Origin of the sequence: Caulobacter hibisci (assembly GCF_016135805.1) — a bacterium.
Lineage (GTDB): Bacteria > Pseudomonadota > Alphaproteobacteria > Caulobacterales > Caulobacteraceae > Caulobacter > Caulobacter hibisci.
On record NZ_JADWOX010000001.1, the window covers coordinates 550,196 to 576,920 of the forward strand.

Here is a 26,725-nt window from a genome sequence, read left to right on the forward strand (position 1 = left end):
GCTGCAAATACTCGCCGCGCATAAGAACCTGAAATTCTTGACGCCGGGTCAATCTTTCCACGTCTCCAAACGTGGTCCATCGTCGCTTCAACGGCCGTCGTCAGAACGGCCAAGGGAGAGAAACGGCCGTGGATTTCGACTATTCCGACGACCAGAAGTTCCTCAAGGACGAGGCCCGCAAGTTCCTGGGCGGCCGCTGTCCGCCCGCCGTGGTGCGCGGGGTGCTCGACGATCCGGCCAAGAGCTATGACGAGCCCCTCTGGAAGGCGGTGGCCGAGCAGGGCTGGCTGGGCGCGGCCATTGCCGAGGAGCATGGCGGCCTGGGCCTCGGTCGCGTCGAGCTGTGCGCCATCGCCGAGGAGCTGGGCCGCGCCGTGGCCCCGATCCCCTTCGCTTCCACCGTCTACATCCTGGCCGAGGCCGTGATGGCCCACGGTTCTGACGCCCAGAAGGCCGCGATCCTGCCGGCCATCGCCGCGGGCGAGCGGATCGGCTGCCTGGCCGTCAGCGAAGGGCCGGGCGCCCTCACGCCCTCCGCGCTTTCGGCCCAGGTCGAGGGCGGCAAGCTGACCGGGGTGAAGATCCCCGTCACAGACGGCGATGTCGCCCACACCGCCATCGTCCTGGCGTCCGAGAACGGCAAGCCGGGCCTGTTCCTGGTCGACCTGACTGGCGCGGGGGTGACGCGCGAGACGCTGGAGAGCCTGGATCCGACCCGGGGGGTCGCCCGCCTGACCTTCGACGGCGCGGCCGCCGAGCGGCTGGGCCCGGCGGGCGAGGGCTTCGATCTCGTCCAGGCCATCCTCGACCGCGCCGCCGTGCTGCTGGCCTTCGAACAGTTGGGCGGCGCCGACCGCTGCCTGGAGATGGCCAAGGAATACGCCCTGGGTCGCTACGCCTTCGGGCGGGTAATTGGCGGCTATCAGGCGATCAAGCACAAGCTGGTCGACATCTACGTCAAGAACGAGGTCGCCCGCTCCAACGCCTATTACGGCGCCTGGGCGCTCAATGCCTCCACCCTCAAAGAAAATGGGGCCCCCGAGCTGCCCACGGCCGCCGCCGCCGCCCGCATCGCCGCCTCGGACGCCTTCTGGTTCGCCAGCAAGGAAAGCGTCCAGGTGCATGGCGGCATGGGCTTCACCTGGGAGGTCGACTGCCACCTCTACTACCGCCGCTCGCGGCAGCTCTCCCTGGTCGCCGGTTCGCCCCGGCTCTGGAAAGAGCGGCTGGTCAGCGAGCTCGAGAAGAAGAACGCGGCTTAAGGGAGAACAGGATCATGGATTTCAACGACTCCCCCAGCGAAGCCGCCTACCGCGACAAGGCCCGCGCCTGGCTGCAAGAGGCCGCCGCCGCCCACAAGGCGCAGCATGGCGAGCCCAAGCCCAACACTCCCGAGCACATGGCCGCCGCCAAGGCCTGGCAGGCCCGCAAGGCGGACGCCGGCTATGCCTGCATCACCTGGCCGGCCGTGGTCGGCGGGGGCGGCGGCACGCCGATCGAGTCGGTCATCTTCGGCCAGGAGGAGGGCAAGGCCGGCGTCGCCTACGGCTACTTCACCATTGGCCTGGGCATGTGCGTGCCCACGGTGATGGCCTTCGCCAACACCGACACCAAGAAGCGCTTCGTCTCGCCGGCCGTGAAGGGCGAGGAGATCTGGTGCCAGCTGTTCTCCGAACCGGCCGGCGGCTCCGACGTCGCGGCCCTGCGCACGCGGGCCGTGAAGGACGGCGACGAGTGGGTGATCAACGGCCAGAAGGTCTGGACCACCGGCGCCCACTACAGCGACTTCGGCATTCTCCTGACCAGAACAGACGTAGACGCGCCCAAGCACAAGGGCCTGACCATGTTCTGGATCGACATGCGCGACGCGGCGGTCGAGTGCCGGCCGATCCACCAGATGTCGGGCGGGCGCGACTTCAACGAGGTCTATTTCAGCGACCTGCGGGTCAAGGACAGCCAGCGCCTGGGCGAGGTGGGCCAAGGCTGGCAGGTGGCCCTGGTCACCCTGATGAACGAGCGCCTGGCAGTCGGCGGCTCGGCCGGCCCCAACTACCGCGAGGTGCTGGAACTGGCCCGTGCCCTGCCGGGCGAGGACGGCCCCGCGCTCAAGAACGACGCCTTCCGCGAGAAGCTGGCCGACTGGTTCGTCGCCTCCCAGGGGCTGAAGTTCACCCGCTTCCGCACCATGACCGCCCTGTCGCGCGGACAGACCCCGGGTCCGGAAAGCTCGATCGGCAAGATCATCTCGGCCAACCAGCTGCAGGACCTGGCCAACACCGCCGTCGAGATGCAGGGAGAATACGGCATCCTCACCGGCGCCGAAGCCGCGGCCGGCGCGGCCTTCCAGCAGAGCCTGATGTGGGCGCCGGGCCTGCGCATCGCCGGCGGCACCGACGAGATCCTCAAGAACATCATCGCCGAGCGGGTGCTGGGCCTGCCCGGCGACGTGCGGGTCGACAAGGACGTCGCCTTCAAGGACATACCGACGGGGCGGTGAGGTAACGCTGCCCCCTCTCTCGTTGAGAGGGGGCAGCGGCGCCTGCGCCGCCGAGAATCACGCCCGCCGCAGCCCCGCGAAACTCGCCTGAAAGGGGAAATGCAACAATCCCCTGACAGGCGAAAATTGTGTGATTACACACAATTAGGTGCTCTTCGACCTTCCCTAACGCTTGAATTCACGCACGGCGACCAACGGTGGCTGAACGGCGGTCTCGCGAGCTTGACAGCCTCCGCGAGGGCGGCTCATGAGTGACTCCGATTTATGGTTAACGGCGTGCTGAAGGGGGAGCGATGCACGAGGCCAGCGATGCTGTTTCGCTCCTCTCCAAGCTGACGCGCAGGGCGACCTCGTGGGTCGCGGCGCGCCGATGGCCGACCCGCCGGCTGCCATTGGGCGTGGCCGCCGCTGTGCTGCTCTCCGCGCCGCTGTTCGGCTGCGACCTTTCCGTCAACCAGTGGTTCGCCAAGCGCGCCAGCGCCTGTCCGCGTCCGCAGGCGGCGCAAGGGGTATCGGGCCAGTTCAACCAGCAGCAGATCGAGATCCGCAACCTGCGCCAGGGCGGCTTCCGCGGCGACTTCTTCGCCCAGCTGGAGCTGGCCCGTCGTTACGAAGGCCAGCGGGCCAGCGACAAGAACCTCGACGACCCGGTCGAGGCGGCCACCTGGTACGCCACGGCCCTGGCCAATTCTGCCGGCTATGCGCCGATCGCCGCCTATGAGCCGCGCGGCAAGGGCCGTTCGGCCTCGCGCTTCGACGACTGCCGGGCCTATGAGCGCCACGCCGCTTACGGCGCCCTCGACCGCCAGCTGTCGCGGATGTCGACCGAGGAGCGCGAGCAGGTCCGCAACCGGGTGATCTACATCCTGTCGACGCAAGGGGCCGACGGCTTCCGCACCCTGGCGCGGATGCACGACGGCTATTTCGGGCCCTATGGCGAGCCGTCCGACAACCTCCAGGCCGTCGAGGCCTATGGCGACCGCAAGCGCATCGGTGCCCCTGCGGCGCTGGACCTGTTCCGCCGCAACGACGTCGACGCCTATCTCTACAACTACCTTGCGGTGCAGACCGGCGACGTCTCGGCCTATGTGATGCTGAAGGACTTCGAGCGGTCCTCGCCGCAGCGGGCCTCCTACGGCGGCTTCGTCGAGGGCAAGGCCAAGCGCTGGATCCCGCCCTACGAGTTCTATCCGGCCGACTCCCCCGATTCCGGCGTGCCCCATTCCGACGAGAGCGATCCGTCGGGCGAGGCCCGGGAATCGGCCCTGGCCCGCCTGCACGAGCTGCCCTTCGTCCATGTCGGCGAGGCGCTGTCCTATCTGCGGATCATCCCCGCGCCGCTGCTCGACGAGCGGCTGCTGAGCCTCAACGACGCCCAGACCTTCCAGGCCTCGATCGGCCGCCCGACCACCGGCCGGCTGACGCCGATCGAGAAGGTGAGGGCGGTGCAGTACGCGGCTGTCAACGGCTCGTCCAAGGCCCAGCTGGTCTTGGCGGTGATGTATTCCGAAGGCGTCGGCGTGCCGCGCGACTACGCCCGCGCCTACCATTGGTACGAGGAGGCCGAACGCCAGGGCTCGCCCGAGGCCAAGTACGCCATGTCGACCTTCTTCTCGCTGGGCCTGCAAGGCGTGGCGGACCAGGATCGCGCCAAGGCGGTGGTCTACCAGCTGGACGGGGCCCTGGCCGGCTTCAAGCCGTCGGTCTGGCGGCTGCAACAGCTGCTGGCCCAGGTCTCACGCCCGCCGCGCGCGCCGGGCGAGCGGCCCCGGCCCTACGAGGCGAGGCCCTATGCCGGTCCGGCCAACGCGGGTCCCGCGACCGCCACTCCCGCCAATCTTGAGAGGGACTATCGATGAGGCCCCTTCGCCTGCTCGCGACGGCGCTCGTCGCCCTGGGCCTGGTCGTGACGGCCGGCGCACCCGAGCTCGCACTGGCCTCGCCCGACGCGAAGGTCGATCAGCAGATCCGACCCTGCTTCGGCCTGCTGCTGGAGCCGAACCTGTCGCACGGCTGCAAGGTCCGCCCGATCAAGCGCAAGCCGCCGCGCCGGCCCTACTATCCGTCGCGCCCCTACGAGCGCTACCGCACCAGCGTCGATTGCGACATCGCCTATCCGGGCGAGGTCAGCGACGTCCTCTCGCGGCTCTATGACGGCGACACCCTGACCCTGACGTCGCGCAACGGCGGGGCCTGCGTCGAGACGCTGAACATCACCCGCTCGGTGATCATCGCCGCCCGCGACTACAGCCCATCGCGCGACCGGCCGATCCTGCTGGCGCCCGACGACCAGCCCTGCATCCGCATCGCCCCCGGCGTGGCCTATGTGATGCTCAAGGACCTGGGTCTGGAATCCAGCCGTGGCGGTTCGGCCTCGTGCATCGTCGGCCGCGCCACCGAGCTGGGCCTCAAGCGCGTCGTCGTCCGCTACGACGGCGAGGCCTCGGCCATCGACGTCGCCGACAGCCGCGTGGAGCTGATCGAGACCGCCTTCATCGGCCGCACCCGGGCCCCGGTGGTCAAGCTGTCGGGCGGCTTGCAGGCCCAGGACGTCGACGTCGCCGCCACCGCCATCGGCATGGCCGTCGAGACCGGCCGCGACAGCCGCCTGCGCGACATCCGCGTGATGCGCCTGGGCGACTGGAGCGGCTCGTCGCGCACCAAGAATTCGGCCGGCTTCGTGCTGACCGGCGTCAATCGCGACCAGCTGGTTCAGATCGACGGCCTGACCACCGACGGCTTCTCGCGCGGCATCTACATCAGCGGCGGCGAGACCACCCTGCAGCGTCCCACGGTTCGCGACAGCGACTGGGCGGTGGTGCTGGAAGGCGCCGACCTGCGGGTGCTGGACGGTCAGCTGGAAGCCGCCGACGTCGGCATCTACGCCGCTTCGGGCACGGTCTACGCCGCGGATAACGCCATCGCCGGCGTCATGCGCGCGGGGCTGTTCGCCGACAGCGGGGCCCAGATCCGCGCCCGCGACAACCGCGTCTTCGCCAAGCCCGGCGGCTGCGAGGCCCTGGTCACCGGCTATTTCGACGGCGCCCTGACCTGCCGTCCGTGGTTCGAGGCGCCGGAGCTGTTCCGCACGCCGCGCGACCGCGCTCGCGCCGACTACGACAGCTACTGGCCGACCAGCGCCATCGCCGCCGTGCCGGTCGGACCTTCGGCCGCGACCCTGGCCGGCGGTCCGCTCGATCCCGATGAAGCCTCGGCCGCCGCTGGCGGTCCGATCGCCGCCCCGAAAGGAAGCCCGCGATGATCCGCACGCTCGCCATCGGCGCCGTCGCCCTGTCCATGGCCGCCGCCGGCCTGGCACAGGCCCAGCCAGGCCCCGCGCAGGGCGCCAAGCGTCCCGGGGGCCGCGTCCCCTGCGGCGCGCCCCTGACCGGCCAGGCGCCCGATGTCATGACCTATGACCGGGCCACCGGCACCCAGGTGTTCGTCAGCGGCCAGGGCGGGACCGAGGTCTCGGCCTACAACCAGCGCACCGGCTCCTCGGCCGGCCTGCGGGGCGACCTGTCGCGGCCGGGCGTCACCGAAAGCTGCGCTTCCGACGCCCTCACCGGAGACGGCTACGCGGTGACCTCGCGCGGGCCGGGCGACATCGCCGTGGTCGGCCGCGACGGCCAGACCGGCGAGCGCTGGGCCATCAAGCGCACCGACGGCTCCACGGAATACTGGGACCCGCGCGGCGAGCACCGCTGCTTCCGAGCCGGCCTGGGCCTGTTCCCGGGGACGCGCGGATGCTGAGCCGTCTGGCGCTGCTGGGCCTCGTCGCCGCGCTGCTGACCGCCTGCGCCAGCGGCCACGGCCACGGCCACAGCCCGCCCCCGCCGCCGCACCCGTCGGAAGTGACGCCGCCCCCGCCGCCGATCGAGGTGATCCGGCCGAAGGTGTGATGAAAAATCCCTCTCTCTGAGAGAGAGGGAGGGGCCCGCCGCGAAGCGGTGGGAGGGTGAGAGGTTTCACCGCTAACCGGACTACCTCGGGCGCTTCGGCCGGGATGGCGACGGGGTGGCTTTAAGTTTCGAGAGGCGGAGTTTGATCGCGCCTCATCCGGCGATGAATGTAACCTCTCACCCTCCCACGCTTGCAGCGTGGGCCCCTCCCTCTCTCAAAGAGAGAGGGATCCCCTCTACGGCCCCACCGTCGCCTTCAGCACCGGCGGTTCCCGCCGCTTCGTCGCCTGCTCGTAGGCGTAGCCCAGGCTCAGCAGCCGGGCCTCGCTCCAGGCCGGGCCGATGAACGACAGCCCGACCGGCAGGCCTTCGACCTGGCCCATGGGCACGGTCAGGTGGGGGTAGCCGGCGACGGCGGGCAGGGTGGTGGCCGAGCCGCCGTAGTGGTCGCCGTTGACCGGGTCGATGGTCCAGGCCGGACCAGTGGTCGGAGCGATTATGGCGACCGCGCCGGTCTCCTTGAGGATCCTGTCGATGCCTTCGGGACCGGCCAGGCGCTTGGCGTCGGCCTTGGCTTTCAGGTAGTCGGGATCGGTCAGGCTCTTGGACGCTTGCGCCTTCTCGAAGCTCTCCTGGCCAAACCAACGGGTCTCCGCCGGCGTCGCGGCGTTGAAGGCGATCAGGTCGGCCAGGGTGCGGGGCTTGACCTTGTCCGGGTCGGTCGAGGCCAGGTAGGCGGCGATGTCGGCCTTGAACTCGGTGTAGAGCACCACGCCCTCGGCGCGGCCGACCGGGCCCTCGTCGAAGGCCTTCACGTCCACCAGGGTCGCGCCCTGAGCTTGCAGGTCCTTCAGGGCCTGCTCGAACACCGCGTCGGTCTTGGCCGAGTCGCCGGTGTAGAACCGCGCCACCGCCAGGGTGACGCCCTTCAGCGCGTCCTTCGACAGGGCGGCGGCGTAGTCGGCCTTGCGGGCGTCGGCCTCGGCGGTGGCCGGGTCGGCGGGATCGGAGCCGGCCATGGCGGTCAGCAGCAGGGCCGCGTCGCGCACCGTCGTGGTCATCGGGCCGGCGGTGTCCTGGCTGTGGCTGATCGGCACGACGTGGGTGCGCGAAACGAGGCCCACGGTCGGCTTCAGGCCCACAAGACCGTTCATCGCCGCCGGGCAGGTGATCGAGCCGTCGGTCTCGGTGCCGATCGCGGCCGGCGCCAGGCCCGCGGCCACCGCCACGCCCGAGCCGCTGGACGAGCCGCAGGGGCTACGGTCGAGGGCGTAGGGATTGCGCGTGAAGCCGCCGACCGCGCTCCAGCCGCTGGTCGAGCGCGGCGAGCGGATATTGGCCCATTCCGACAGGTTGGCCTTGCCCAGCACCACCATGCCCGCCGCCCGCAGGCGGGCGACCAGCGGGGCGTCGCGGCCGGTGACATTGTCCTTCAACGCCAGCGAGCCGGCGGTGGTGGCCATGGGATCGCGGGTGTCGATATTGTCCTTGATCAGGATCGGCAGGCCGTGGAGCGGCCCGCGCACCTTGCCGGCCTTGCGCTCGGCGTCGAGGGCGCGGGCGATCTTCCGGGCGTCGGGATTGACGGCGAGGACGGCGTTCAGGCGCGGGTCGAGAGCCTCGATCCTTTCGAGGTGCTGTGCGACCAGCAGTTCACCGGGCACGCCATTGGACAGCAGCAGTTGCTCGGCTTCCAGGGAAAGCTCGCCGCCGTCGACACCGAACCCGATCTCGACACCGGTCTGCGGCGGCGCTTTCAAAGTCTTCGGCGCGGCCTGGACCGGACCGGCGAGAAGCAGGGCGGCCCCGCCAAGCAACAACAGAGGCTTCAAGCTCCACCCTCCATATGAAAACGGCCCCGGCGAGAACCGGGGCCGCTGGTCGCTCACTCGCCCTTGAGCTTGCGGTCGAAGAAGTCGAGGTGCGTCTTCAGGACGTGCAGGCCCTTAGCCCGGCTGCGGATCACGCTGTGGCGCTCGCCGGGATAGAGCATGGTCTCGAAGGCGATGCCCTTCTTCTGCAAGGCCGCCAGCACGCGGGTGCTGTTCTCGAAGATGACGTTGTCGTCGGCCATGCCGTGGATCAACATCAGGCTGCCGGGCTTGAGGCGATCGATGCGGTTCAGCACGTCCGATTGCGCATAACCGGCCTTGTTCTCGTCCGGCTTGCCCATGAACTGCTCGGTGTAGTGGGTGTCGTAGAGGCCCCACTCAGTCGGCGGCGCGCCCGCCGCGCCGGCCTTGAAGGGCGTGCCCTCGGCGGTCAGCATCATCAGGGTCATGAAGCCGCCGTACGACCAGCCCATCACGCCCAGGCGCTCGGGATCGACGTAGGGCAGGGTCTTGAGGAAGGCCGCGCCGGCGAACTGGTCCTCGACCTCCACCGTGCCCATGCGGCGGTCCAGCGCCGTCTTGAACGCCGTCGAGCGGTTGGACGAGCCGCGGTTGTCGAGCTTGAACACCACGTAGCCGGCGTTGGCGAAGGCCTCGTCGTTGACGTTCCAGCTGCGGGTGACGCGCTGGGCGTGCGGGCCGCCATAGACCGAGACGATCACCGGATACTTCTTGCTGGCGTCGAAGCCGGCCGGCTTCAGCAGCGAATAGTGCAGCGCCTGGCCGTCGCTGGCCTTCAGCGTCCCGAACTCCGGAACGATGTGCGCGCCGGCATAGGGGCCATAGGGGTGGGCGGCGTCGAGCTTGTTCTCCTCGATCCAGCGCACGCGCTTGCCGGCCGGATCGTAGAGCGCCGTCTGTGGCGGGGTCTTGGGGTCCGAATAGGAGCCCACGAAGGCGCCCGTGGCCGCGACCTTGGCCGTCCACCAGCCGCCGGCCGGGGTCAGGGCGGCCGGGGCGGCGGGCTTCACGTACGAGACCGAATAGATCCGCCGCTCGATCGGGGTGTCGATCGAGGCGCCGAAGAAGACGAGGCCGCGTTTTTCGTCGACGGCCTCGATCTTGTCGACCGGCCAGTCGCCCTGGGTCACTTGCCCTAGCAGCTTGCCGTCCGCGGCGTAGTGGTAGAGGTGCTTGTCGCCCGACTTCTCCGACGACCACAGGAACGAGCCGTCCTTCAGGGCGCGGAAGTCGTCGTGCAGCTCCACCCAGTGGGCGTCGGTCTCGGTGAGGATCACCTTGCCCTTGCCGGTCGCTGGATCGAAGGCGATCAGGTCTAGGGTCTTCTGGTCGCGGCTCTGGCGCTGGACATAGAGGGTCTTGCCGTCCTTGGCCCAGTTCACCCGGGCCAGATAGATGTCCTTGTTGGCGCCCAGGTCGATCTGCACGACCTTGCCCGAGGCCAGGTCGCGCACGAACAGATCGACGACCGCATTCGGCCGGCCCGAGCGCGGATAGCGCTGGGCGACCACGGTGGCGCCGGTCGGGCCGATGTCGGCGCGCGGCACGATGTCGACGCCGGTCTCGTCGACGCGGGCATAGGCGATGCGCGCCTCGTCTGGCGACCACCAGTAGCCGGTGTCGCGGTCCATCTCCTCCTGGGCGATGAATTCGGCCACGCCGAACGAGACCGCGCCCTGGCCGTCCTTGGTCAGGGCCGTTTCGGCGCCGCCGGCCAGCGGGCGGATGTAGAGGTTCTGGTCGCGGACATAGGAGACGAACCGGCCCTTGGGCGAGACCTTGGCGTCGACCTCGTCGCCCGGGGTCTCGGTCAGGCGGCTGACCTTGCCGTCGGCGACGCTGTCGACATAGAGGTCGCCGTCCAGCGGCACGAGCACGAAGCGGCCCTCGCTGTCCCAGCTGTATTCGACCACGCCGCGCGCCAGCACCCGGGCGCGCTCGCGACGGGCCTTCTCGGCCTCCGACAGTTCCTTGTCGCCCGACGACAGGGCGTTGGCGTCGATCAGCCGGTAGGGCTCGCCGCCGGCCACGTCGACCGCCCACAGGTCCTGGACGTTGGCGGCCTCGGCCTTGGCCTTCAGGTAGGTGACGCGCTTGCCGTCCGGCGACAGGGCCACGCCCTTGGCGGTCGGGCCGTTGATGTCGGGATCGGCGAACAGGCGTTCCGGGGAAAGTTTTTCAGCCATCACGGGGTGAGCCAGGGCGAGGCAGGCCGAGAGGGCCAGGAGCGAGGGACGGATCATGGCGGGGACGCTAGTGCCGAGCGGCGCCGTTGTCAGCCCTCAGATCGTCGAAGCGCTTCCGGCTTGACTTCATTTCATATGTCAGAAATAACTGACACATGAAATGCGGACATGCAGAATGACAGGGGGGGACGAGTTGGCGGCGATCCTGTCGGCGCTCGACAACCCCCATCGGCTCCGCATCCTCGCGGCGCTGAAGGTGGGCGGGCGCAACTATGTCAGCCAGCTGGCGCGCGAGATCGGCATCAGCCGGCCGCTGCTCCATCTGCACCTGAACAAGCTCGAGGAAGCAGGGCTGGTCACCAGCCAGCTGGAGCTGTCGGCCGACGGCAAGGCCTTGAACTATTTCGAGGTCGTCGCCTTCCACGTCGAACTCACGCCCGAGACCGTCGCGGCCGCCGCCGCGACGCTGTCCGACAAACCGGAAAAGTAAGGGGGCTTGCATGCAAGCGAACATCTATCTGCTGACGATCGGCCTGCCGCTGGCGACCGTCCTGGTCATCTTCGGCATGCGCTACTGGTCTCGCGTGGCCCAGGCCCAAGCCCAGGCCAAGGCGGCCGCCCAGCAGGGCGGCGCCGCCCAACAGGCGGTGCTCGACGGTCTGGACGAGATCAAGGCCCGCCTGTCCGCCATCGAGAAGATCCTCAAGGACGTCGAGTGATGGTCGCCCTCGCACCGTCGCTCCCGGCGAGGTCCGCCGAGCTTCCCGCCTGGCGTCTCAACGCCCTGCGCTGCGCCTATCTGCTGCTGATCGTCGGCCTGGGGATTCAGGTGTGGCCGGGCATCGTCCTGCGCCACGCCGGCTGGGAGCTGATGGAGGGCGTCGTCCAGTGCATGCTGGGGGCGCTGTCGCTGCTGGCGCTGCTGGGCCTGCGCCATCCCCTGCGGATGCTGCCGCTGCTGCTGTTCGAAATGGCCTGGAAGGCGATCTGGCTGGCCGTCGTCGCCGCGCCCAAGTGGGCGAGCGGCCAGATGGACGAAGGCACCCTGGCCACCACCTTCGCCTGCCTGCTGGTCGTGGTCTTCCCGCTCGTCGTGCCCTGGCGCCATGTCGTGAAGACGCTTGTGCTCGACAAGGGCGACCGTTGGCGCTGAGGGCGCGTCCGTTGGTTACGGAACCACCTTGCCCACCCCGCGCGCCCGGGGATCGGCGGCCGGAACCGGGGCGCCGTCGATGACCTGGATGGCCTCGATGTCGCCGACGAACCCCATCTCGATCCTGTAGCCCCGCGCCTCCAGGGCCTTGGTCAGCGCGGCCGGGAAGGGTTCGTACGGTTCGGAGAAGATCACGTTCTCGGGCAGGAGCTGGTGGTGGAAGCGCCGTTGCTTCTGCGCCTGATCCAGCGGCAGCCCGTAGTCGTAGATATTGGCCAGCACCTGGAACACCGAGGTGAAGATCCGCGATCCGCCCGGCGTGCCGATCACCATGGCCACCTTGCCGTCGCGCGTCAGGATGGTCGGGGTCATCGACGACAGCGGCCGCTTGCCGGGCGCGACGGCGTTGGCGTCGCCGCCCACCACGCCGAACATGTTGGGCGCGCCCGGCTTGGCCGAGAAATCGTCCATCTCGTCGTTGAGCAGGAAGCCCGCCCCCTCGACCACGACGCCCGAGCCGAACCAGCCGTTCAGCGTATAGGTGTTGGAGACGGCGTTGCCCCAGCGGTCGACGATCGAGAAGTGGGTGGTCTGCGGCTTTTCCAGCCCCGGCTTGACTGAGGGCGTGGGCGAGGGCTTGGCCGGGTCGATCTCCCGCGCGCGGCGGGCGACATAGGCCGGGTCGATCAGGTTCGAGACCGGAACCTTCCAGAAGTCCGGATCGCCCAGATATTCGGCCCGATCGGCGAACACCCGCTTTTCCATCTCGGCGACCAGGTGGACATATTGCGGGCTGTTCAGCGCCACGCCCGAAAACAGCGGGGCGGCCTCCTGCTTCATCATCAGCAACTGCAGCAGGGCGATCCCGCCGGAGCTGGGCGGCGGGGCCGTGATCACCTTGAACCCGCGCCAGTCGGCCTGGATCGGCTCTCGCCAGACGGCCTTGTAGGCGGCCAGGTCGGCCTTGGTGATCAAGCCCTTCTCGCCGCCGCGCGCCATCTGGGCGACCAGCAGGTCGGCGGTCTTGCCGGTGTAGAACTCGGCGTCGCCGCCCTTGGCGATGCGCTGCAGGGTGGCGGCCAGCTCGGGCTGGCGGAACACCGCGCCGGCCTTCAGCCCGCCGAACCGGGCGTCGAAATTGGTGACGCCGACGAACGAGGCCTGGGCGTCCTCGAGGTTGCCGATCAGCTGCGGCGTAACCAGGAAGCCCTCGCGGGCGTAGCGGATCGCCGGGGCCAGCACCTGCGCCCACGACAGCTTGCCGAACCGCTTGTGGGCCATGGCCATGCCGCGCACCGTGCCGGGCGTCGCGACCGCCAGGTTGCCGAACTGGCTGCGGGCGGCCACCGCCTCGCCCTTTGCGTCCAGGTACATGCCGACCGTGGCCGCGGCCGGGGCGGTCTCGCGGTAGTCGAGGAAGTAGGGCTTGCCGTCGACATACAGGGTCATGAACCCGCCGCCGCCCAGATTGCCGGCCTCTGGATAGGTCACCGCCAGGGCGAAGGCCGTGGCCACGGCCGCATCGACCGCGTTGCCGCCCTTGCGCAGGATTTCCTCGGCGGCCAGGGCGCCATAGCGGTCGGGCGAAGCGACGGCGCCGGCGGTCAGGGCCCGAGACGAGACCGTGGCCGCGACGGGCTTCGGCTTGGCCGCCGCGAGGCTCGGCGACGCCGCGAGGGCGAGGACCGTCGCCAAGACGAGCCCGATCTTGGTGAACAGCTGCACGTTCGGCTTCCCCTGTGATCCCGCAAAGGAGGCTAGAGCATTCACCAGGCTTGTCACCAGCGCGCGAGGCGTGGATCCGGGCGCTCTGTCGCGGGGCGGCTGCTGCCCTAGGTCGGGCGGGCGTCTCCAAACCGTCTCGCCAGCCAGTCGAGGATCGCCGTGTTCACCTCGGCGGGCTTTTCCTGCTGGGTCCAATGGCCGCTGCCTTCGATCAGCACCTTTTCCAGATCGCCGATCTGCTCGCCCATGCGATCGGCCAGGGACGGCGGCAGGACGACGTCGTGCTCGGCCATGATCATCAGGCAGGGGATGCCGTCGATGCGGCGGGGCAGGGGCTCGGAACGCTCCCAGTTGCGGGTGAAGTTGCGGTACCAGTTGATCGGGCCGGTGAAGCCGCCCTTCTCGAAGGCCTCGACATAGACCGCGCGCTCGGCGTCGGTCAGGAACTGCTTGTCGTCGCCGGCTGGGTCGAAGTGCTGCAGCGCCAGTTGCAGGGCCAGCGAGCGCCGCTCGGCTGGCCGCGAGGAGAAACCGACCACGCCGTCGCCGGGCAGGCGCATGAAAAAGCGGATGGTCTTGTCGACGTCCTCCCCGAACAGGGCGTCGGCGGCGCCCGGCGTCTGGAAGTGGACGATGTACATGTCCTCGCCATAGGCGGCCTTGAACATCTCGATGGGATCTATCGGCAGGCGGGGCACGAACGGCGTGTTCAGGCCGATCACCCCAGCCACGCGATCCGGATGCAGCAGCGGCATGGCCCAGACGATGATGCCGCCCCAGTCGTGGCCGCAGAAGATCGCCTTCTCCACGCCCAGGTGGTCGAGCAGGCCGACGAGGTCGCCGGTCAGATGGGCCATGTCGTAGTCGGTGACCGCCTCGGGCTTGTCGCTCAGGCCATAGCCGCGCTGGTCCGGCGCGATCACCCAGTGGCCGGCCTCGGCGAGGGCGGCGACCTGATGACGCCAGCTGTAGGCCAGTTCCGGAAAACCGTGGGAGAAGACGATGGGGACGCCGCTGCGCGGCCCGGCCTCGTAATAGGCCAGGCGAATGCCGTTGATCTGCGCGAACTGCGGCTGTGGCCAAGCCATGGACGTCTCCCTTGTTATGTTATCTGCGGTCAGATTGCGGGCGGGCAGGCGGCGCCGCAAGCGCGATAAAGGCTTTCCGCAGCGGCAGACGGGAGTAGAAGGCGGCATGACTTCGACCGCGCCCGCCTCCTCGCCGCCCGCCACGCCGTGGCGGCTCGTCCTGCTCCTGGGCGCGCTGACGGCTTTCGCGCCGATGTCGATCGACATGTACCTGTCCAGCCTGCCGGCCATCGGACGCAGCCTGCACGTCGGGGCCGAGCAGACCCAGCTGACCCTGGCGGCCTTCTTCGCCGGCATGGCTCTCGGCCAGTTCGCCTATGGCCCGGCCTCCGACCGCCTGGGCCGGCGCGCGCCAATCCTGCTGGGCGTGGGCATCTACACCGTCGCCTCCCTGACCTGCGCCCTGGCGCCCAATATCGAGGTGCTGCTGGCCGCCCGCTTCGTCCAGGCCCTGGGCGGCTGCGCCGGGGCGGTGGTGGCCCGAGCGGTGGTGCGCGACCGCTTCGACCACGCCGAGACCGCGCGGGTGCTGTCGCTGATGACCCTGATCATGGGGCTGGCCCCGGTGCTGGCGCCGCAGCTGGGCGGGGCGATCGACGCTGTCGCCGGCTGGCGCTGGGTGTTCGGGGTGATGGCGGTCTTCGGCCTGGCGATCGGCCTGTGGGTGGCGCTGGGCCTCAAGGAGTCGCGCTCGGAAGAGACCGCCGCCCAGGCCCGGGCCGAGAACCCGCTGCGCGCCTTCGCCCTGCTGCTGCGCGAGAAGCGCCTGCTGGGCTACGGCCTGGCCGGGGCGCTGAACGGCTCGGTGCTGTTCACCTACATCTCGACCTCGCCGGACCTGGTGATGGGCACCTACGGTCACTCCAGCCTGGTGTTCAACATCATCTTCGCGCTGAACGCCGTCGGCATCATCGGGGCCAGCCAGGTCAACCGCTTCCTGCTGCGCCGGTTCAAGCCCGACCAGGTGCTGATGCGCGCCAGCGCCGCCTCGGTGATCCTGGCCCTGGCCCTGACCTTCTTCGCCTGGACGGGCCTGGGCGGCGAGTGGACCGTGCTGCCGCTGTTGTTCCTGGCCCTTTCGACCTACGGCCTGATGTCGGGCAACACCATGGCCGGCGCGCTCAGCGTCGATCCGCGCCGGGCCGGCTCGATCTCGGCCCTGATGGGCGGGGTGTCGTTCGCGGCCGGGGCGGTGGCTTCCTGGGCCGGCGGCATGCTGCACGACGGCACCCCGCGCCCGGCGGCGGCGGTGATGTTCGCCTGCCTGGTCGGCTCGGCCCTGGCGATCTTCCTGCTGGCGGTTCCGAGGAAGGCGTAGGGCGGTTGCCCGCACGTCGCGAGCCGCTAGGCTAGCGCTGTGCGTGTATCGGAATCAAAAGCTCGTCTCGGTGGCGGCCTCGTCGTCAGGGCGCCGGTCGCCTTGATCGGCGGCGGCGTTCTGGGCCTGGCCCTGAGCGGCGTCGGCATCCTGGCGTTCGACTGGATCGCCGGGGCTCTGGCCCCCGAACCGGCGGGCGGGGGATGGCTCGCGGCCGTCGCCGACGCCGCGCCGATCCTCCAGGACGCCCTGGTGCTGGCGGGGCTGGCGCTGGGCCTCTGGCTGGCGGCGGCCTGGGCGCTTCGGCGTCGGCCACTGTCGTTCGTCACCACGGCGAAGCATTTCCGCTGGCCGTTGCTGGCGGCGGGGTTCGTTCCGTTCGCCCTGCTGCAACTGGCCGCCCTGGGCGCGACCGTCGGCTTCCGCGCCGAGCACGGAGCCTTCGTCGCCTATCCCTCGGGGCTTGAGGCGGCGGCGTTCTGCCTCGCGGCCCTGGCGTTCGGCGCGCCGGCGGTTATGGCCGAGGAGGTGCTGTTCCGGGGCTGGATCCTGTCCGGCGACACCTCGGCCGGCTGGCGCAACCTGCTGCTGGTGCTGGCCAGCAGCCTGGTGTTCTGCATCGCCCACCTGCAATCCGACGGCCTGTTGGTCGCCCTGCACTTCGTCTCGGGCGCGGCCTATGGCTGGGCCGTTGTACGACTGGGCGGACTGGAGTTCGCGCTCGGGGCGCATCTGGCCAAGAACACGGTCGCCGCCGCGCTCCTGGGCGCGCCGGGCCAGCACCGCTGGGGCGGGGAGTTCGACGCCGTGGTGATCGCCAGCCTGGCGGCCTCGGCCTGCCTGTTCGCGGTGGTGGAAGCCGTGCGCGCCTGGCGGCGGCTCTAAGCCTCGGTCGCGACCTTGCGCGCGTTCCAGGCCAGCACCAGCCAGCCGGCCAGGAAGGCCAGGCCGCCGATGGGCGTGATGGCGCCGAGGATGCGCGGGCCGCCGAAGGCCAGGGCATAGAGCGTGCCCGAAAACACAACGCTGCCGAACAGGAAGAGGCCCGCCGGCAGGCCGCCCGAGCGCCCGGTCGCCCGCGCCACGGCGAAGGCGGCGAACACCGCCAGGGCATGGGTCATCTCGTAGAGCGCGCCGGTTTTCAACAGCTCGACGGGCCGGGTTTCGTGCACGCCATGGGCGGCGAAGGCCCCGACGGCGACCGAGACGAAGCCGCTCAGCGCGGCCAGGGGCAGGTACGTCTTGGGCGTCCAGAACTTCGCCATGCGCCTAGCGATGCTTCTCGTGCTTGGCCACTTCGTCGGGCTTGATGTCGACGATGTTGGGGGCGGCGGCGTTGTATTGCTCGGTCTTGTGCAGGTCCATGACCACGCTGCGGTGGCCTTCCCAGATCATGTGCAGCGAGACGTAGAGCACGATGGCCAGGCCGATGAAGCCGATCCAGCGGTGCTTGTGCAGCAGCTTGGCGATGGCGTTTGCGGCCAGGCCCATCAGGGCGATCGACAGCAGCAGGCCGAAGACCAGGATGCCCGGGTGTTCGCGGGCCGCGCCGGCAACGGCCAGCACGTTGTCCAGCGACATCGAGACGTCGGCGATCAGCACCTGCAGGAAGGCGCTCTTGAACGATTTGGGCGCCCTGGCCTGCGGTTCGGTGTTTGGATCGGCGTCGAGCATGGCCGCGGCGTCGGCGGCGTCCTGGGCGGCCTGTTCGCGCATCTCGCGCCACATCTTCCAGCACACCCACAGCAGCAGGAAGCCGCCGGCAAGCAGCAGGCCCACGACGCCCAGCAGCCAGGTGGTGATCAGGGCAAAGCCGATGCGCAGCACCACGGCCGCGCCCAGGCCGTAGAGAATGACCTTCTTGCGGTCCTTGACCGGCAGTCCGCCGGCCGCCAGGCCCACGGCCACGGCGTTGTCGCCGGCCAGGACGAGGTCGATCATCAGGACCTGAAGGAAGGCCGTCAGCGGGCCGCTAGCGGAGGAGAAGAGCGCGTCGAGCATGCGGTCTCAATGGGGCAGGCCGCGCGCCCTGGCAAGCACCAGGCTGCGATCCTGGGAAAGCTTGGCGACAACCGATCGAAAAAGGGCCCGTCCTCGCGGACAGGCCCCTCTATCGAACAGGCGACTTAGTGAACCGGTTCGGGCTCGCGGTTGCGGGCGGGCTCGGCCGGGGCGGCGGGGTGTTCGACCGCCGGGTGGTGGTCGTCGGCCGCCTCGGCGTGGGCTTCCGGTTCATGATGCTCGACCGGTTCGGCGTGAGCGGCCGGCTCGGCTTCGACCACCGGTTCGGCGTGGGCGACGTCGCTGACGTGCTGCACCTGCGGGCTGTCGTCGGCCGGAGCCGGGAAGGGCTCGTGCTCGGCGGCGGCTTCGGCGGCCGCCTCGGCCTTGGCTTCCTGGTGGTGGTTGAAGATCGCCGCGCCGGCGGCGCCTACGACCCCGCCGCCGGCGGCGGCCACCATCGGGTTCACATAGGCCACGTCCTGGGCCTTGGGCGAGTCGAACTCCGGCTCGTTGCGGCCGTAGTCGGTGAGAGTGCGGAACTTGCGGCGACGCTCGGCCTGGGCCCGGGCCTTGGCCGCGCCGCGCGAGATCGCCACCAGGATGATCAGGGCCAGCAGCACCAGGCCCGCGCCCAGCAGCGACTTGCCCGGCACCTTGCCGACGCCGGGGACGTCGACCTGGGCGTCGAGGAAGGCCGGCAGCTTGAAGCCCTTGGCGGCGTCCTTGGCCTTTTCCGGAACGGCGGCGACCTGCTTGGTGATCACGCCCAGCGAGAAGGGCTGGGGCGCCTTGCCGCCGTCCAGCGAAGCGCCGAACTGGGTGGTCAGCGCGCCCTTGGCGTCCGGAGTCGGCTTGACCTGCCAGGCGAAGGTGGTCGGCTCGCCCGGCTTGACCGTGGCGGTCTGGCGGCCGTTCGGGGTGATCTCGTAGCCCTGGCCTTCCAGGTCGGCATAGGCGCTGACCTTCTTGGCGGGCTTGCCCAGGCCGAACTTGGCGGCCTGTTCCTTGATCAAATCGCCCAGCGTGGCCGGCAGCGACAGGGTCACCTGGCCTTCCTTGCCGGTCTTCAGGCTTTCGGCCGTGGCCAGCACCGCGCCGCTGGTGGCGGCGGGGGCCACGACGGCCTGCAGCTTCTCGACCTTCGGCGGCAGCTTGGCGGCGACGGGCGCGACGGGCGCCACGGTCGGGGCCTTGGCCAGGGTCGCCGGCTTGGCGGGCGGGGGGACGGGCTTGAGGGGCTCGGTCTTGGCGACCTGCGCGGGAGGCGGCGACTTGGCGGCCACCGGAGCCGGCTTCGGCGCGACCTTGGCGGGGACGGGAGCCGGCGCTGGCTTGGCGGCGACCACCACCGGCTTCGGCGCGGCCTTCACAGGGGCGGGCGCGGGCTTGTAGACCGGCTTGGGCGAAGCATGGGCGACGGCGACCGGCGCGGGACGCGCGGCCGTGGGGGCCGGACGCGGATGGTGCGGCTTGGGCTGCGCGCGAACGTGCGTGCGCACCTCGCGCGGATTGGCGATCGGCTTCATCGCCGTCACCAGCGTGCCGTCGGCGCGGCGCCAGGTCTTCAGGCGGGAATCACCGGTGGTCACGGCCACCGGCGTGGGCTGGGCGATCGGCCCGCCCAGCAGGCCGTCGGACGCCGGCGCCTCGCCCGGCGCGGCCCCCAGCAACTCCGGCTTCTGGGCCGGCGCCGGCGGGCGCTCGGTGGCGGCGGTCGGCGGCGTATCGGCCGGCTCCCGCGCGCCACAGCCCGTCAGGGCCAGCGCCAACGCCGCGGACGAAGCCAAAGCGGCCGTCCGGAACTTCACTTGCAACATCGGGTCCCCCGATCCCATGGCAAAAACCCTTCGCGAGCGGTCATACTTGAGGCTCGCGAAGGCTTTCGCTCGCGAGGAAAACACGTCGTTGCGACGAAATCAAAACGGTTAATGTGGATTCACGAACCGATTTCACCTCCGGCGCGAACCCGTGACGTTTCATAGAGCGCGATCGCCGCCGCGGCGGACACATTCAGGCTCTCGAAGCCGCCGGGCATGGGGATTTTTCCCATCGCGTCGCAGTGCTCGGCCACCAGCCGGCGGACGCCTTCGCCCTCCGAGCCGAGCACCAGCACCGTGGGGCCGCCGTCGAGCACGGCTTCCAGGCTTTCCTCGGCCTCGCCGGCCAGGGCCACGGCCCGCCAGCCCAGGTCGGCCAGTTCCTCGAGAGCCCGCGAGAGATTGACCACGCGCGCGTAGGGCACCTTGTCTACCGCCCCCACGGCGGTCTTGGCCAGCACGCCCGACAGCATCGGCGCATGGCGGTCCTGCAGCACCGCGCCCCTGACCCCGAAGGCGGCGGCCGAGCGGAAGATGGCGCCGACGTTCTGCGGGTCGGTGATCTGGTCCAGCATGACGATGACGCCCTCGGCCGGCGTGGCCAGTTCGGCCAGCGACAGCGGCTCGGGCTCGTCCACCTTCATGGCGATTCCCTGGTGCACCGCGCCCTGCGGCAACTGCCGGGCGATATCGACCGCCTCCATCACCTGCAGGGCGGGGTGACGCTGAAGATTCGGCGCGAGTCGCTTGGCGCGGTCCGGCGTGACCAGAAGGCGCTTCGGCGCGGGCCTGGAAGGGTTCGAAAGCGCCGCCTCGACCGCGTGATTCCCCCAGATCCAGTCCTTTTCGTCGCTGTGAGGCTTGGAAAAGTGCTTGTTTTTCTGAGGCTTGCCGCGAATTTCACGTTCTGGCGCTTTTGGCCTTCCACGGTCGTTGCGTTCAGAATGAGAGGACACTATAAGACGCGCTCCGATTTGGGGGCCACGAGGTTCCGCGAGCCGGTCCGGCGCTGCTTAGCACCGTCCGAACCTGCTCAAAGAGCTTTTGTTCCTCGATCCACAGCAGCCGTTTGACACGGCCGCGAAGATCGAAGATACGGCCGCCTCTTCCGGAGTTCACATCGCGCCGTGGGGGAATGTCCCGAGCGGCAAAGGGGGCGGACTGTAAATCCGCTGCGAAAGCTTCGAAGGTTCGAGTCCTTCTTCCCCCACCACGCGCGATGAACTGAACGACCGGAAAGAGGGCTAGGCCCCCGAGCCAAGAGACGGGAGCCGATCGCGACCCCGCTGCCAGCCAGGCCCAGTTCTGGTTCTAGAGGGCGGGTATAGCACAATGGTAGTGCAGCAGCCTTCCAAGCTGAGGATGCGGGTTCGATTCCCGCTACCCGCTCCAGCTCCCTCGAAGTGATACCCGTAAACAATCAGCCGCCGGCGCGAAGGTAGAGACGATGGCCAAGGAAAAGTTCGAACGTAATAAGCCGCACTGCAACATCGGCACCATCGGTCACGTTGACCATGGCAAGACGACGCTGACGGCCGCGATCACGATCACGCTGGCGAAGTCGGGCGGCGCGACCGCCAAGAACTACGCCGACATCGACGCTGCGCCGGAAGAAAAGGCCCGCGGCATCACGATCAACACCGCCCACGTCGAGTACGAGACGGCCAACCGTCACTACGCTCACGTCGACTGCCCCGGCCACGCCGACTACGTGAAGAACATGATCACGGGCGCCGCCCAGATGGACGGCGCGATCCTGGTCGTGTCGGCCGCCGACGGCCCGATGCCGCAGACCCGCGAGCACATCCTGCTGGCCCGTCAGGTCGGCGTGCCGGCCCTGGTCGTGTTCATGAACAAGGTCGACATGGTCGACGACGAAGAGCTGCTCGAGCTCGTCGAAATGGAAGTTCGTGAGCTGCTGTCGTCCTACCAGTTCCCGGGCGACGACATTCCGATCACCAAGGGTTCGGCCCTGGCCGCCGTGGAAAACCGCGACGCCAAGATCGGCGAAGAAGCGATCCTGGCCCTGATGGCTTCGGTCGACGACTACATCCCGCAGCCGGAACGCCCGATCGACCAGGCCTTCCTGATGCCGGTCGAAGACGTGTTCTCGATCTCGGGCCGCGGCACCGTGGTGACCGGTCGCGTCGAGCGCGGCATCGTGAAGGTCGGTGAAGAAGTCGAAATCGTCGGCATCCGTCCGGTCCAAAAGACCACCTGCACGGGCGTCGAAATGTTCCGCAAGCTGCTGGACCAAGGTCAAGCGGGCGACAACGTGGGCGTGCTGCTGCGCGGCACCAAGCGCGAAGACGTCGAGCGCGGCCAAGTGCTGTGCAAGCCGGGTTCGATCACCCCGCACACCAAGTTCGTGGCCGAGGCCTACATCCTCACCAAGGAAGAAGGCGGCCGTCACACCCCGTTCTTCACCAACTACCGCCCGCAGTTCTACTTCCGCACCACGGACGTGACCGGGATCATCAAGCTGCGCGAAGGCGTGGAAATGATCATGCCGGGCGACAACGCCGAGCTGGACGTCGAGCTGATCACCCCGATCGCCATGGAAGAGAAGCTCCGCTTCGCCATCCGTGAAGGCGGCCGCACCGTCGGCGCCGGCGTCGTCGCGAAAATCGTTGAATAATCGACGCTTCTAGCTTCGGCTGACAAAGCGAAGGCCCCGGAGGAAACTCCGGGGCCTTTTCTTTTGGGCTCTGCTTATGACCCTCTCCCAGAGGGAGAGGGAGGGGCCCAGGCGATAGCCTGGGAGGGTGAGGGGGTACGCCGCCAACCGGCGTGCCGACACGCCGTCAAAAGTCCCTAACCCCTCATCCGGCGCTTCGCGCCACCTTCTCCCTATGGGAGAAGGAAAGAGGTCTTCATGCCGCCGCCGGCTCCATCTCCGCCGGCGCCGCGCGCCAGCCGCGTTCCAGGTTCCAGGCGGCTATGGCCAGCCACAGCAGGCCCAGGAACGCATGCCCCCGCTGCCAGAGGCCCACATCGGCGCCGGTGCGGATGTTCCAGGCGCCGGTCAGCAGGGCCAGGACCAGCAGCAGGCCGAAGAACCAGCCCAGCGAGAAGTGCGCCAGGCGGCGATAGCCTGGCTGGCCCCACAGGGCCCAGGCGGTGAACAGGGGAGCGAACTGGATGGCCAGGCCCACGCCGCAGGCGCGGTGCATCGGGTCGGGCCAATGGAAGGCCCCGGCGAAGAAGGCGCCCAGGCCCGTCAGCGCCACCCACAGGCCGGCGAAGGCCGAGACCTGCCGACGGCCGCCAGCCTTTTCCAGAGCATGGGCGAAGCCGGCCCCCGCGAACAGGCCGGCGATCCCGGCCAGCATCATGCCGAGGTTGAACACCACCGGCGCCGGGGCGGCGGGGCCGCCCAGTTCGCTGATGAACTGGGCGCCCGGATCGAAGCCGGGGAACAGCCGCTGGGCCAGCCAGACGTCGGCCACCATCGCCACGGGCGTGATCACGCCGAGCTTCAGGAGCGCGCCCGTACTGGCCACCAGATTCCCTCTCGATACCAACGAGGAGGCAAAATCGGCCTCCTCGCCGCGTCGGTCAATCGTCTTCCCTTCGATCGATTTCCGATCAGTGGGCGGCCGACGGATGACCTTTCGGCGCGAAGATCCCGCCGAAGAAGTCGCCGGCCTTCCAGGTCGGACGTGCGGGGGCGTCGGCCAGGTCGTGGGCGATCTCGTAATTGACCCGGGCGAACTTGGCGGCCGCCTGGTAGTCGATCGGCTGGGCCAGGTCGTCATTGACCTTGTGATAGTGGGTGGCCAGGAAGTCCTTGAAGGCCTTCTCGCCGCCATTCTTGAAGCCGGTCATCAGGAACACCGACGGCACGCCCTGCTCGACGAAGCGGTAGTGGTCGCTGCGGGTGAACAGGCCTTCCTCCGGCATGGGGTCGGGCGACAGGGCCACGTCGACCCGGGCGGCGGCCTTGGCCACGATCGGCCCGATCGTCGAGCGGTCGGCCCCGAAGGCCACCACGTCGACGAACGGATACAGCAGCACCGGCATGTCCAGATTGACGTCGGCGGCCAGGTTGGCCTTCGACACGGTCGGATTGTGCGCGAAATATTCCGAGCCGATCAGGCCCTTCTCCTCGGCGGTGACCGCCAGCAGCAGGATCGAGCGCTTGGGCCGGGCCTTGCCGCTGGTAAAGCCGCGACCGACCTCCAGCAGGGTGGCGATCCCGCTCGCGTTGTCGAGGGCGCCGTTATAGATCGCGTCCTCGCCAGGCTTGGGGTTTTCCTTGATCCCCTCGTGGTCGAGGTGGGCGCTGAGCACCACCACTTCGCTCTTCAGCGTGGGGTCCGAGCCCTCGATCAGGGCGGCGACATTGCTGCTGCGGCGCTTCTGGATCTCGGTCTTCAGGGCGACGGCGGCCGTGGTCGGCAGGGCGAAGCCCTCGACCTTGCCGTCCTGGGTCTCGGCGGCGGCGTAGGCGGCGGCCAGCTTGCCGGCGGCCGAGCCGAACAGCTTTTCGCCGCCCTTGACGCTGATCGAGGCCAGGCTGGGCGCCGAGCCGCCGCGCACGAACGGCGCGCCGTCGGGCGCGCGCCAGGTCATCCGCCAGTCGCGATTGCCGCCCACGCCGCGCGCGAACGGACGGCGCTTCTCGCCGGCCGGGGTGGCCAGGGTCAGCACGCCGACGGCGCCGCGGCGGGCGGCCTCGGCGCGCTTGACGCCGATCGAGCCGTAGTGGGCGCGTTCCTCGGTCTGGAAGCCCTTGGGGGCGCCTGACAGCAGCACGACGATCTTGCCCTTGACGTCGAGGCCGGCGAAGTCGTCGCGGCCGCGCTCCGGCGCGCTGATCCCGAAGCCCACGAACACCAGCGGCGCGTCCAGGCTCAGCTCGGCCCTGTCGGCCTGCGGGCTGGGCAGGAAGTCCTCGCCGAAGGTCAGGGCCGAGGGCGCGGCCCCGGCCTCGGCGACCTTGAATTCGCCATTGGAAGCCGGGCGGTAGGCGGTCAGCGGCACGGTCTGCAGATAGGAGCCGGCGTCGCCGGCCGGCTTCAGCCCCAGCAGGGCGAACTGGCTGGTCACGTAGTTGGCGGCCAGGTCGTAGCCGCGCGTGCCGGCCTCGCGGCCTTCCATCAGGTCGTCGGCCAGGAAGGTCATGTGGGCCCGGATCGCGTCGGGCGAGGGGGCGAAGGCCTTGGAGCCCGCCAGGGCCGGCTGGGCGGCGAAAACGAGGGCGAGGGCGGCGCTCAGATAGGCGGCGCGGCGCGAGAAGGGCATGCATCGGCTCCATGGCGGACCCGCGGCCCGCGAAGCCGGCGACCTTGCAGAGACGGCCCGTTGTTGTCGAGCGGCCTCGCCTGAAGGTTTTGTAATGTGGGAGGGCGAAGCGCTCCGTGGGGTAACCTTAATGGCAAAAATTTTCTACATAACTTGGTAAGGTCGATCGAAATTCACCCTAAATATGAAGAAGGGCTTAACCGAACCTCGTCAGTTTCGCGAAAGAGACAGGGGAACGGTTGATGCAGGCCTTTTCGATATCCGCCGCCGGAATGAGCGCCGCCACGGGCCGTCTGGCCGCCAGCGCCCAACGTGTCGGCGCCGACGCGGGGGTCGCCGCCAAGACGGATCTCGCCGCCGAGCGAGTCGAACAGGTCTCGGCCAAGACCGATTTCTCCGCCAACGCCGCGGTGCTTCGCACCGCCGACGAGATGACCGGGGCGCTGCTGGACCTTCTGGCCTAGCCGTCCTCCGGTCATTATCCGCGCCCGCCTCGCGTCCCCCCCTGCGAAGGGCGCGGATACGCCGCCTCCTGGGTTTTCCCCCTAGTCTATCCAGGGGGCGGCGACCCAATCCGCCTGTTGGTCAGGTTCGGCTCAGCGCCAGCCGGCCTTGACCGCCTGGGCCTCGCCGGCCGCGTCGAGCGGCGCGCCGGCGATCATGTCGTCGACCACGGCCATGACCGCGGCCGGGGTCTCCGAGCCGGCCTGGCGATATTGACCACCGGCGGCTGTAGCGGCCGGCGAAACCGCCAGCACGCGCCACGAGCCCTCCGCCCGGCAGGCCACGCCGGCCTGGGTCTGGCCCTGGAAGGTGCGGCAATAGCGGCCCGCCTGGCTCTTGAACGTCACCCCGACCCGCACCGGCCCGGAGGCCGCGCCGGCCGCCGTGCCGTCTTCCAGCGCCTGGGCCAGGGGCCCGACGGCGGTCGGCAGCTCGGCGGCGCGGCCGTCGGCGGTCGGCGGCGAGGGCAGGGCCAGGCGCCCGACGGCCAGGCCCGCCACCAGGCAGGCGGCCATGGCCGCCCAGACCGGCGGCTTGCGCACCGCGAAGGCCGGGCGCGTCGATGGGCTTGCCGGCTTCTGGACGCGGATCCTGTCCTTGGCCTTTTCCTTCGGCTTGGGCTGCGGGAAGGCGATCACCTCGGCCGGCTTGGCGCCGTTGGTGGCGGCGGCCTTCAGCTTCGGCGGGATGGCCTCGCGCAACACCCCGGCATGGGCGCCCGACAGCAGCCGTCGCAAATCCTTCTGGGCCTGGATGCGGGCCGCCAGGGCGGGATCCTTGGTCATGGCCGCGGTGATCCTGGCCATGGTCTCGGGCGGCAACTCGCCGTCCACATAGGCGAAGACCTCTTCGTCGCTCACGGTCATGGCCTGGCTCCTTGGTCGATCAGTGCGGCCTGCAGGGCCGTGCGGCCGCGGGCGAGGCGGCTGGTGAGGGTTCCCATCGGGATTTCGAGGCTGTCGGCGGCTTCCTGGTACGAAAGGCCTTCGATCAGCACCAGGGCCACCGCCGTGCGCTGGTCCTCGGGCAGGGCGTCCAGCGCCGCCTCGACGGCCGTCAGGGCCAGGCGGCTGTCCAGCGTCTGGGCGGCCGGATCGGCGGCGTTGGCGCCCGCTTCCGGCGGGGCCAGGACGCGACCGCGCCGGGCGCGGCTGCGGCTTTCATCGATCCAGGCGTTGCGCATGATCCGAAACATCCAACTGTCTTGTCGCGTCCCTTCCCGCCACTGGTCCCGGCGCGTCAGGGCGCGCTCGAGGGTCAGCTGCGTCAGGTCGTCGGCGTCGGCGGGATCCCGGGCCAGCACCCGCGCCATGCGGCGCAGCCGCGGCAGCAGGTCCAGCATGTCCTTATGAAAAGAATCCAAGGTCCGCCTACGTCGCCTGAAGGAAGAAACGCGCCGTGTCCGGCGTTTAATCCATGAACCGGATAATT

Annotated in this window: 25 protein-coding genes and 2 tRNA genes; 15 read left to right on the forward strand and 12 right to left on the reverse strand. The window is 69.5% G+C overall.

Annotated features, from left to right (window positions below):
• Nucleotides 1-128 precede the first annotated feature (128 nt).
• The 6 genes from I4Q42_RS02655 to I4Q42_RS02680 all read left to right on the forward strand — a co-directional run bounded on the left by I4Q42_RS02655 (nucleotide 129) and on the right by I4Q42_RS02680 (nucleotide 6,399).
• The gene (locus tag I4Q42_RS02655; RefSeq protein ID WP_198574506.1) at nucleotides 129-1,262 is read left to right on the forward strand and encodes an acyl-CoA dehydrogenase family protein; all 1,134 of its coding nucleotides are present in this window, start codon (nucleotides 129-131) and stop codon (nucleotides 1,260-1,262) included.
• Nucleotides 1,263-1,276: 14 nt separating this feature from the next.
• The gene (locus tag I4Q42_RS02660; RefSeq protein ID WP_198574507.1) at nucleotides 1,277-2,497 is read left to right on the forward strand and encodes an acyl-CoA dehydrogenase family protein; all 1,221 of its coding nucleotides are present in this window, start codon (nucleotides 1,277-1,279) and stop codon (nucleotides 2,495-2,497) included.
• 293 nt (nucleotides 2,498-2,790) lie between these two features.
• A complete protein-coding gene (locus I4Q42_RS02665) occupies nucleotides 2,791-4,356 on the forward strand; it encodes a tetratricopeptide repeat protein (RefSeq protein ID WP_198574508.1) in 1,566 nt (521 codons plus the stop codon).
• Nucleotides 4,353-5,759, forward strand: a complete 1,407-nt coding sequence (locus tag I4Q42_RS02670; protein WP_198574509.1) for a hypothetical protein — start codon at nucleotides 4,353-4,355, stop codon at nucleotides 5,757-5,759. Before I4Q42_RS02665 ends, I4Q42_RS02670 begins: the two co-directional genes overlap by 4 nt.
• Entirely contained in the window at nucleotides 5,756-6,250 is a 495-nt protein-coding gene (locus I4Q42_RS02675) for a hypothetical protein (RefSeq protein ID WP_232792783.1), read from the forward strand. Before I4Q42_RS02670 ends, I4Q42_RS02675 begins: the two co-directional genes overlap by 4 nt.
• Entirely contained in the window at nucleotides 6,244-6,399 is a 156-nt protein-coding gene (locus tag I4Q42_RS02680; RefSeq protein WP_198574510.1) for a hypothetical protein, read from the forward strand. Before I4Q42_RS02675 ends, I4Q42_RS02680 begins: the two co-directional genes overlap by 7 nt.
• Before the next feature lie 236 nt (nucleotides 6,400-6,635).
• Here the strand turns inward: I4Q42_RS02680 and I4Q42_RS02685 are convergent, their stop codons facing one another.
• Both I4Q42_RS02685 and I4Q42_RS02690 read right to left on the reverse strand, forming a co-directional pair.
• On the reverse strand, nucleotides 6,636-8,063 hold the full coding sequence (locus tag I4Q42_RS02685; protein ID WP_408611043.1) for an amidase: 1,428 nt from the start codon (nucleotides 8,061-8,063) through the stop codon (nucleotides 6,636-6,638).
• Nucleotides 8,064-8,284: 221 nt separating this feature from the next.
• Nucleotides 8,285-10,495, reverse strand: a complete 2,211-nt coding sequence (locus tag I4Q42_RS02690; RefSeq protein WP_198574511.1) for a S9 family peptidase — start codon at nucleotides 10,493-10,495, stop codon at nucleotides 8,285-8,287.
• 136 nt (nucleotides 10,496-10,631) lie between these two features.
• Here I4Q42_RS02690 and I4Q42_RS02695 point away from each other — a divergent pair, with 136 nt between their 5' ends.
• The 3 genes from I4Q42_RS02695 to I4Q42_RS02705 are packed head-to-tail and all read left to right on the forward strand — an operon-like array spanning nucleotide 10,632 to nucleotide 11,591.
• Nucleotides 10,632-10,928, forward strand: a complete 297-nt coding sequence (locus I4Q42_RS02695; protein WP_198574512.1) for an ArsR/SmtB family transcription factor — start codon at nucleotides 10,632-10,634, stop codon at nucleotides 10,926-10,928.
• Nucleotides 10,929-10,938: 10 nt separating this feature from the next.
• Nucleotides 10,939-11,157, forward strand: coding sequence for a hypothetical protein (locus tag I4Q42_RS02700; protein ID WP_198574513.1), 219 nt, complete (start codon nucleotides 10,939-10,941; stop codon nucleotides 11,155-11,157).
• Nucleotides 11,157-11,591, forward strand: coding sequence for a hypothetical protein (locus tag I4Q42_RS02705; RefSeq protein WP_198574514.1), 435 nt, complete (start codon nucleotides 11,157-11,159; stop codon nucleotides 11,589-11,591). The genes I4Q42_RS02700 and I4Q42_RS02705 overlap by 1 nt, the downstream gene beginning before the upstream one ends.
• Nucleotides 11,592-11,606: 15 nt before the next feature.
• On the opposite strand, the gene ggt is transcribed toward I4Q42_RS02705, so the two are convergent.
• Together ggt and I4Q42_RS02715 are read right to left on the reverse strand one after the other, a co-directional pair.
• On the reverse strand, nucleotides 11,607-13,316 hold the full coding sequence (ggt, locus tag I4Q42_RS02710) for a gamma-glutamyltransferase (protein WP_198574515.1): 1,710 nt from the start codon (nucleotides 13,314-13,316) through the stop codon (nucleotides 11,607-11,609).
• 107 nt (nucleotides 13,317-13,423) lie between these two features.
• Entirely contained in the window at nucleotides 13,424-14,404 is a 981-nt protein-coding gene (locus tag I4Q42_RS02715; protein ID WP_232792784.1) for an alpha/beta fold hydrolase, read from the reverse strand.
• Between the two features lie 106 nt (nucleotides 14,405-14,510).
• On the opposite strand from I4Q42_RS02715, the gene I4Q42_RS02720 reads away from it, so the two are divergent.
• Together I4Q42_RS02720 and I4Q42_RS02725 are read left to right on the forward strand one after the other, a co-directional pair.
• Nucleotides 14,511-15,722 carry a multidrug effflux MFS transporter gene (locus tag I4Q42_RS02720; RefSeq protein ID WP_198574517.1) on the forward strand — a complete coding sequence of 404 codons (1,212 nt, stop codon included), beginning with the start codon at nucleotides 14,511-14,513 and terminating at the stop codon, nucleotides 15,720-15,722.
• A 102-nt stretch (nucleotides 15,723-15,824) separates the two neighbouring features.
• On the forward strand, nucleotides 15,825-16,607 hold the full coding sequence (locus I4Q42_RS02725; protein ID WP_198574518.1) for a CPBP family intramembrane glutamic endopeptidase: 783 nt from the start codon (nucleotides 15,825-15,827) through the stop codon (nucleotides 16,605-16,607).
• Here the strand turns inward: I4Q42_RS02725 and I4Q42_RS02730 are convergent.
• From I4Q42_RS02730 to rlmB, 4 genes are all read right to left on the reverse strand, one after another.
• Nucleotides 16,604-16,987 carry a DUF423 domain-containing protein gene (locus I4Q42_RS02730; protein ID WP_198574519.1) on the reverse strand — a complete coding sequence of 128 codons (384 nt, stop codon included), beginning with the start codon at nucleotides 16,985-16,987 and terminating at the stop codon, nucleotides 16,604-16,606. The two genes, I4Q42_RS02725 and I4Q42_RS02730, sit on opposite strands and share 4 nt — an antisense overlap.
• 4 nt (nucleotides 16,988-16,991) lie before the next feature.
• Entirely contained in the window at nucleotides 16,992-17,723 is a 732-nt protein-coding gene (locus I4Q42_RS02735) for a TerC family protein (protein WP_198574520.1), read from the reverse strand.
• Between the two features lie 125 nt (nucleotides 17,724-17,848).
• Nucleotides 17,849-19,543, reverse strand: a complete 1,695-nt coding sequence (locus I4Q42_RS02740) for a hypothetical protein (RefSeq protein WP_232792785.1) — start codon at nucleotides 19,541-19,543, stop codon at nucleotides 17,849-17,851.
• Nucleotides 19,544-19,662: 119 nt separating this feature from the next.
• Nucleotides 19,663-20,499 (reverse strand): 23S rRNA (guanosine(2251)-2'-O)-methyltransferase RlmB, encoded by an 837-nt coding sequence (gene rlmB / locus I4Q42_RS02745; RefSeq protein WP_198574522.1) that lies wholly within the window; start codon nucleotides 20,497-20,499, stop codon nucleotides 19,663-19,665.
• Nucleotides 20,500-20,672: 173 nt separating this feature from the next.
• Here rlmB and I4Q42_RS02750 point away from each other — a divergent pair.
• The 3 genes from I4Q42_RS02750 to tuf all read left to right on the forward strand — a co-directional run bounded on the left by I4Q42_RS02750 (nucleotide 20,673) and on the right by tuf (nucleotide 22,181).
• A tRNA-Tyr gene (locus I4Q42_RS02750) sits at nucleotides 20,673-20,756 on the forward strand.
• A 105-nt stretch (nucleotides 20,757-20,861) separates the two neighbouring features.
• Nucleotides 20,862-20,935: transfer RNA gene (locus I4Q42_RS02755), tRNA-Gly, on the forward strand.
• 55 nt (nucleotides 20,936-20,990) lie between these two features.
• Nucleotides 20,991-22,181 (forward strand): elongation factor Tu, encoded by a 1,191-nt coding sequence (gene tuf / locus I4Q42_RS02760; protein WP_198574523.1) that lies wholly within the window; start codon nucleotides 20,991-20,993, stop codon nucleotides 22,179-22,181.
• Between the two features lie 235 nt (nucleotides 22,182-22,416).
• Here the strand turns inward: tuf and I4Q42_RS02765 are convergent, their stop codons facing one another.
• Both I4Q42_RS02765 and I4Q42_RS02770 read right to left on the reverse strand, forming a co-directional pair.
• Nucleotides 22,417-23,046: a DUF998 domain-containing protein gene (locus I4Q42_RS02765; protein WP_408611036.1), complete on the reverse strand. Its 630-nt coding sequence runs from the start codon at nucleotides 23,044-23,046 to the stop codon at nucleotides 22,417-22,419.
• An 85-nt stretch (nucleotides 23,047-23,131) separates the two neighbouring features.
• Nucleotides 23,132-24,790 (reverse strand): M28 family peptidase, encoded by a 1,659-nt coding sequence (locus I4Q42_RS02770; RefSeq protein WP_198574524.1) that lies wholly within the window; start codon nucleotides 24,788-24,790, stop codon nucleotides 23,132-23,134.
• Nucleotides 24,791-25,032: 242 nt separating this feature from the next.
• On the opposite strand from I4Q42_RS02770, the gene I4Q42_RS02775 reads away from it, so the two are divergent.
• Complete coding sequence (locus I4Q42_RS02775) at nucleotides 25,033-25,254, forward strand: flagellar hook protein FlgE (RefSeq protein WP_198574525.1); 222 nt, start codon at nucleotides 25,033-25,035, stop codon at nucleotides 25,252-25,254.
• 132 nt (nucleotides 25,255-25,386) lie between these two features.
• Here I4Q42_RS02775 and I4Q42_RS02780 read toward each other — a convergent pair whose 3' ends face one another.
• Both I4Q42_RS02780 and I4Q42_RS02785 read right to left on the reverse strand, forming a co-directional pair.
• Complete coding sequence (locus tag I4Q42_RS02780) at nucleotides 25,387-26,160, reverse strand: anti-sigma factor family protein (protein WP_198574526.1); 774 nt, start codon at nucleotides 26,158-26,160, stop codon at nucleotides 25,387-25,389.
• Nucleotides 26,157-26,657: a sigma-70 family RNA polymerase sigma factor gene (locus tag I4Q42_RS02785; protein ID WP_198574527.1), complete on the reverse strand. Its 501-nt coding sequence runs from the start codon at nucleotides 26,655-26,657 to the stop codon at nucleotides 26,157-26,159. The genes I4Q42_RS02780 and I4Q42_RS02785 overlap by 4 nt, the downstream gene beginning before the upstream one ends.
• Nucleotides 26,658-26,725: the final 68 nt, after the last annotated feature.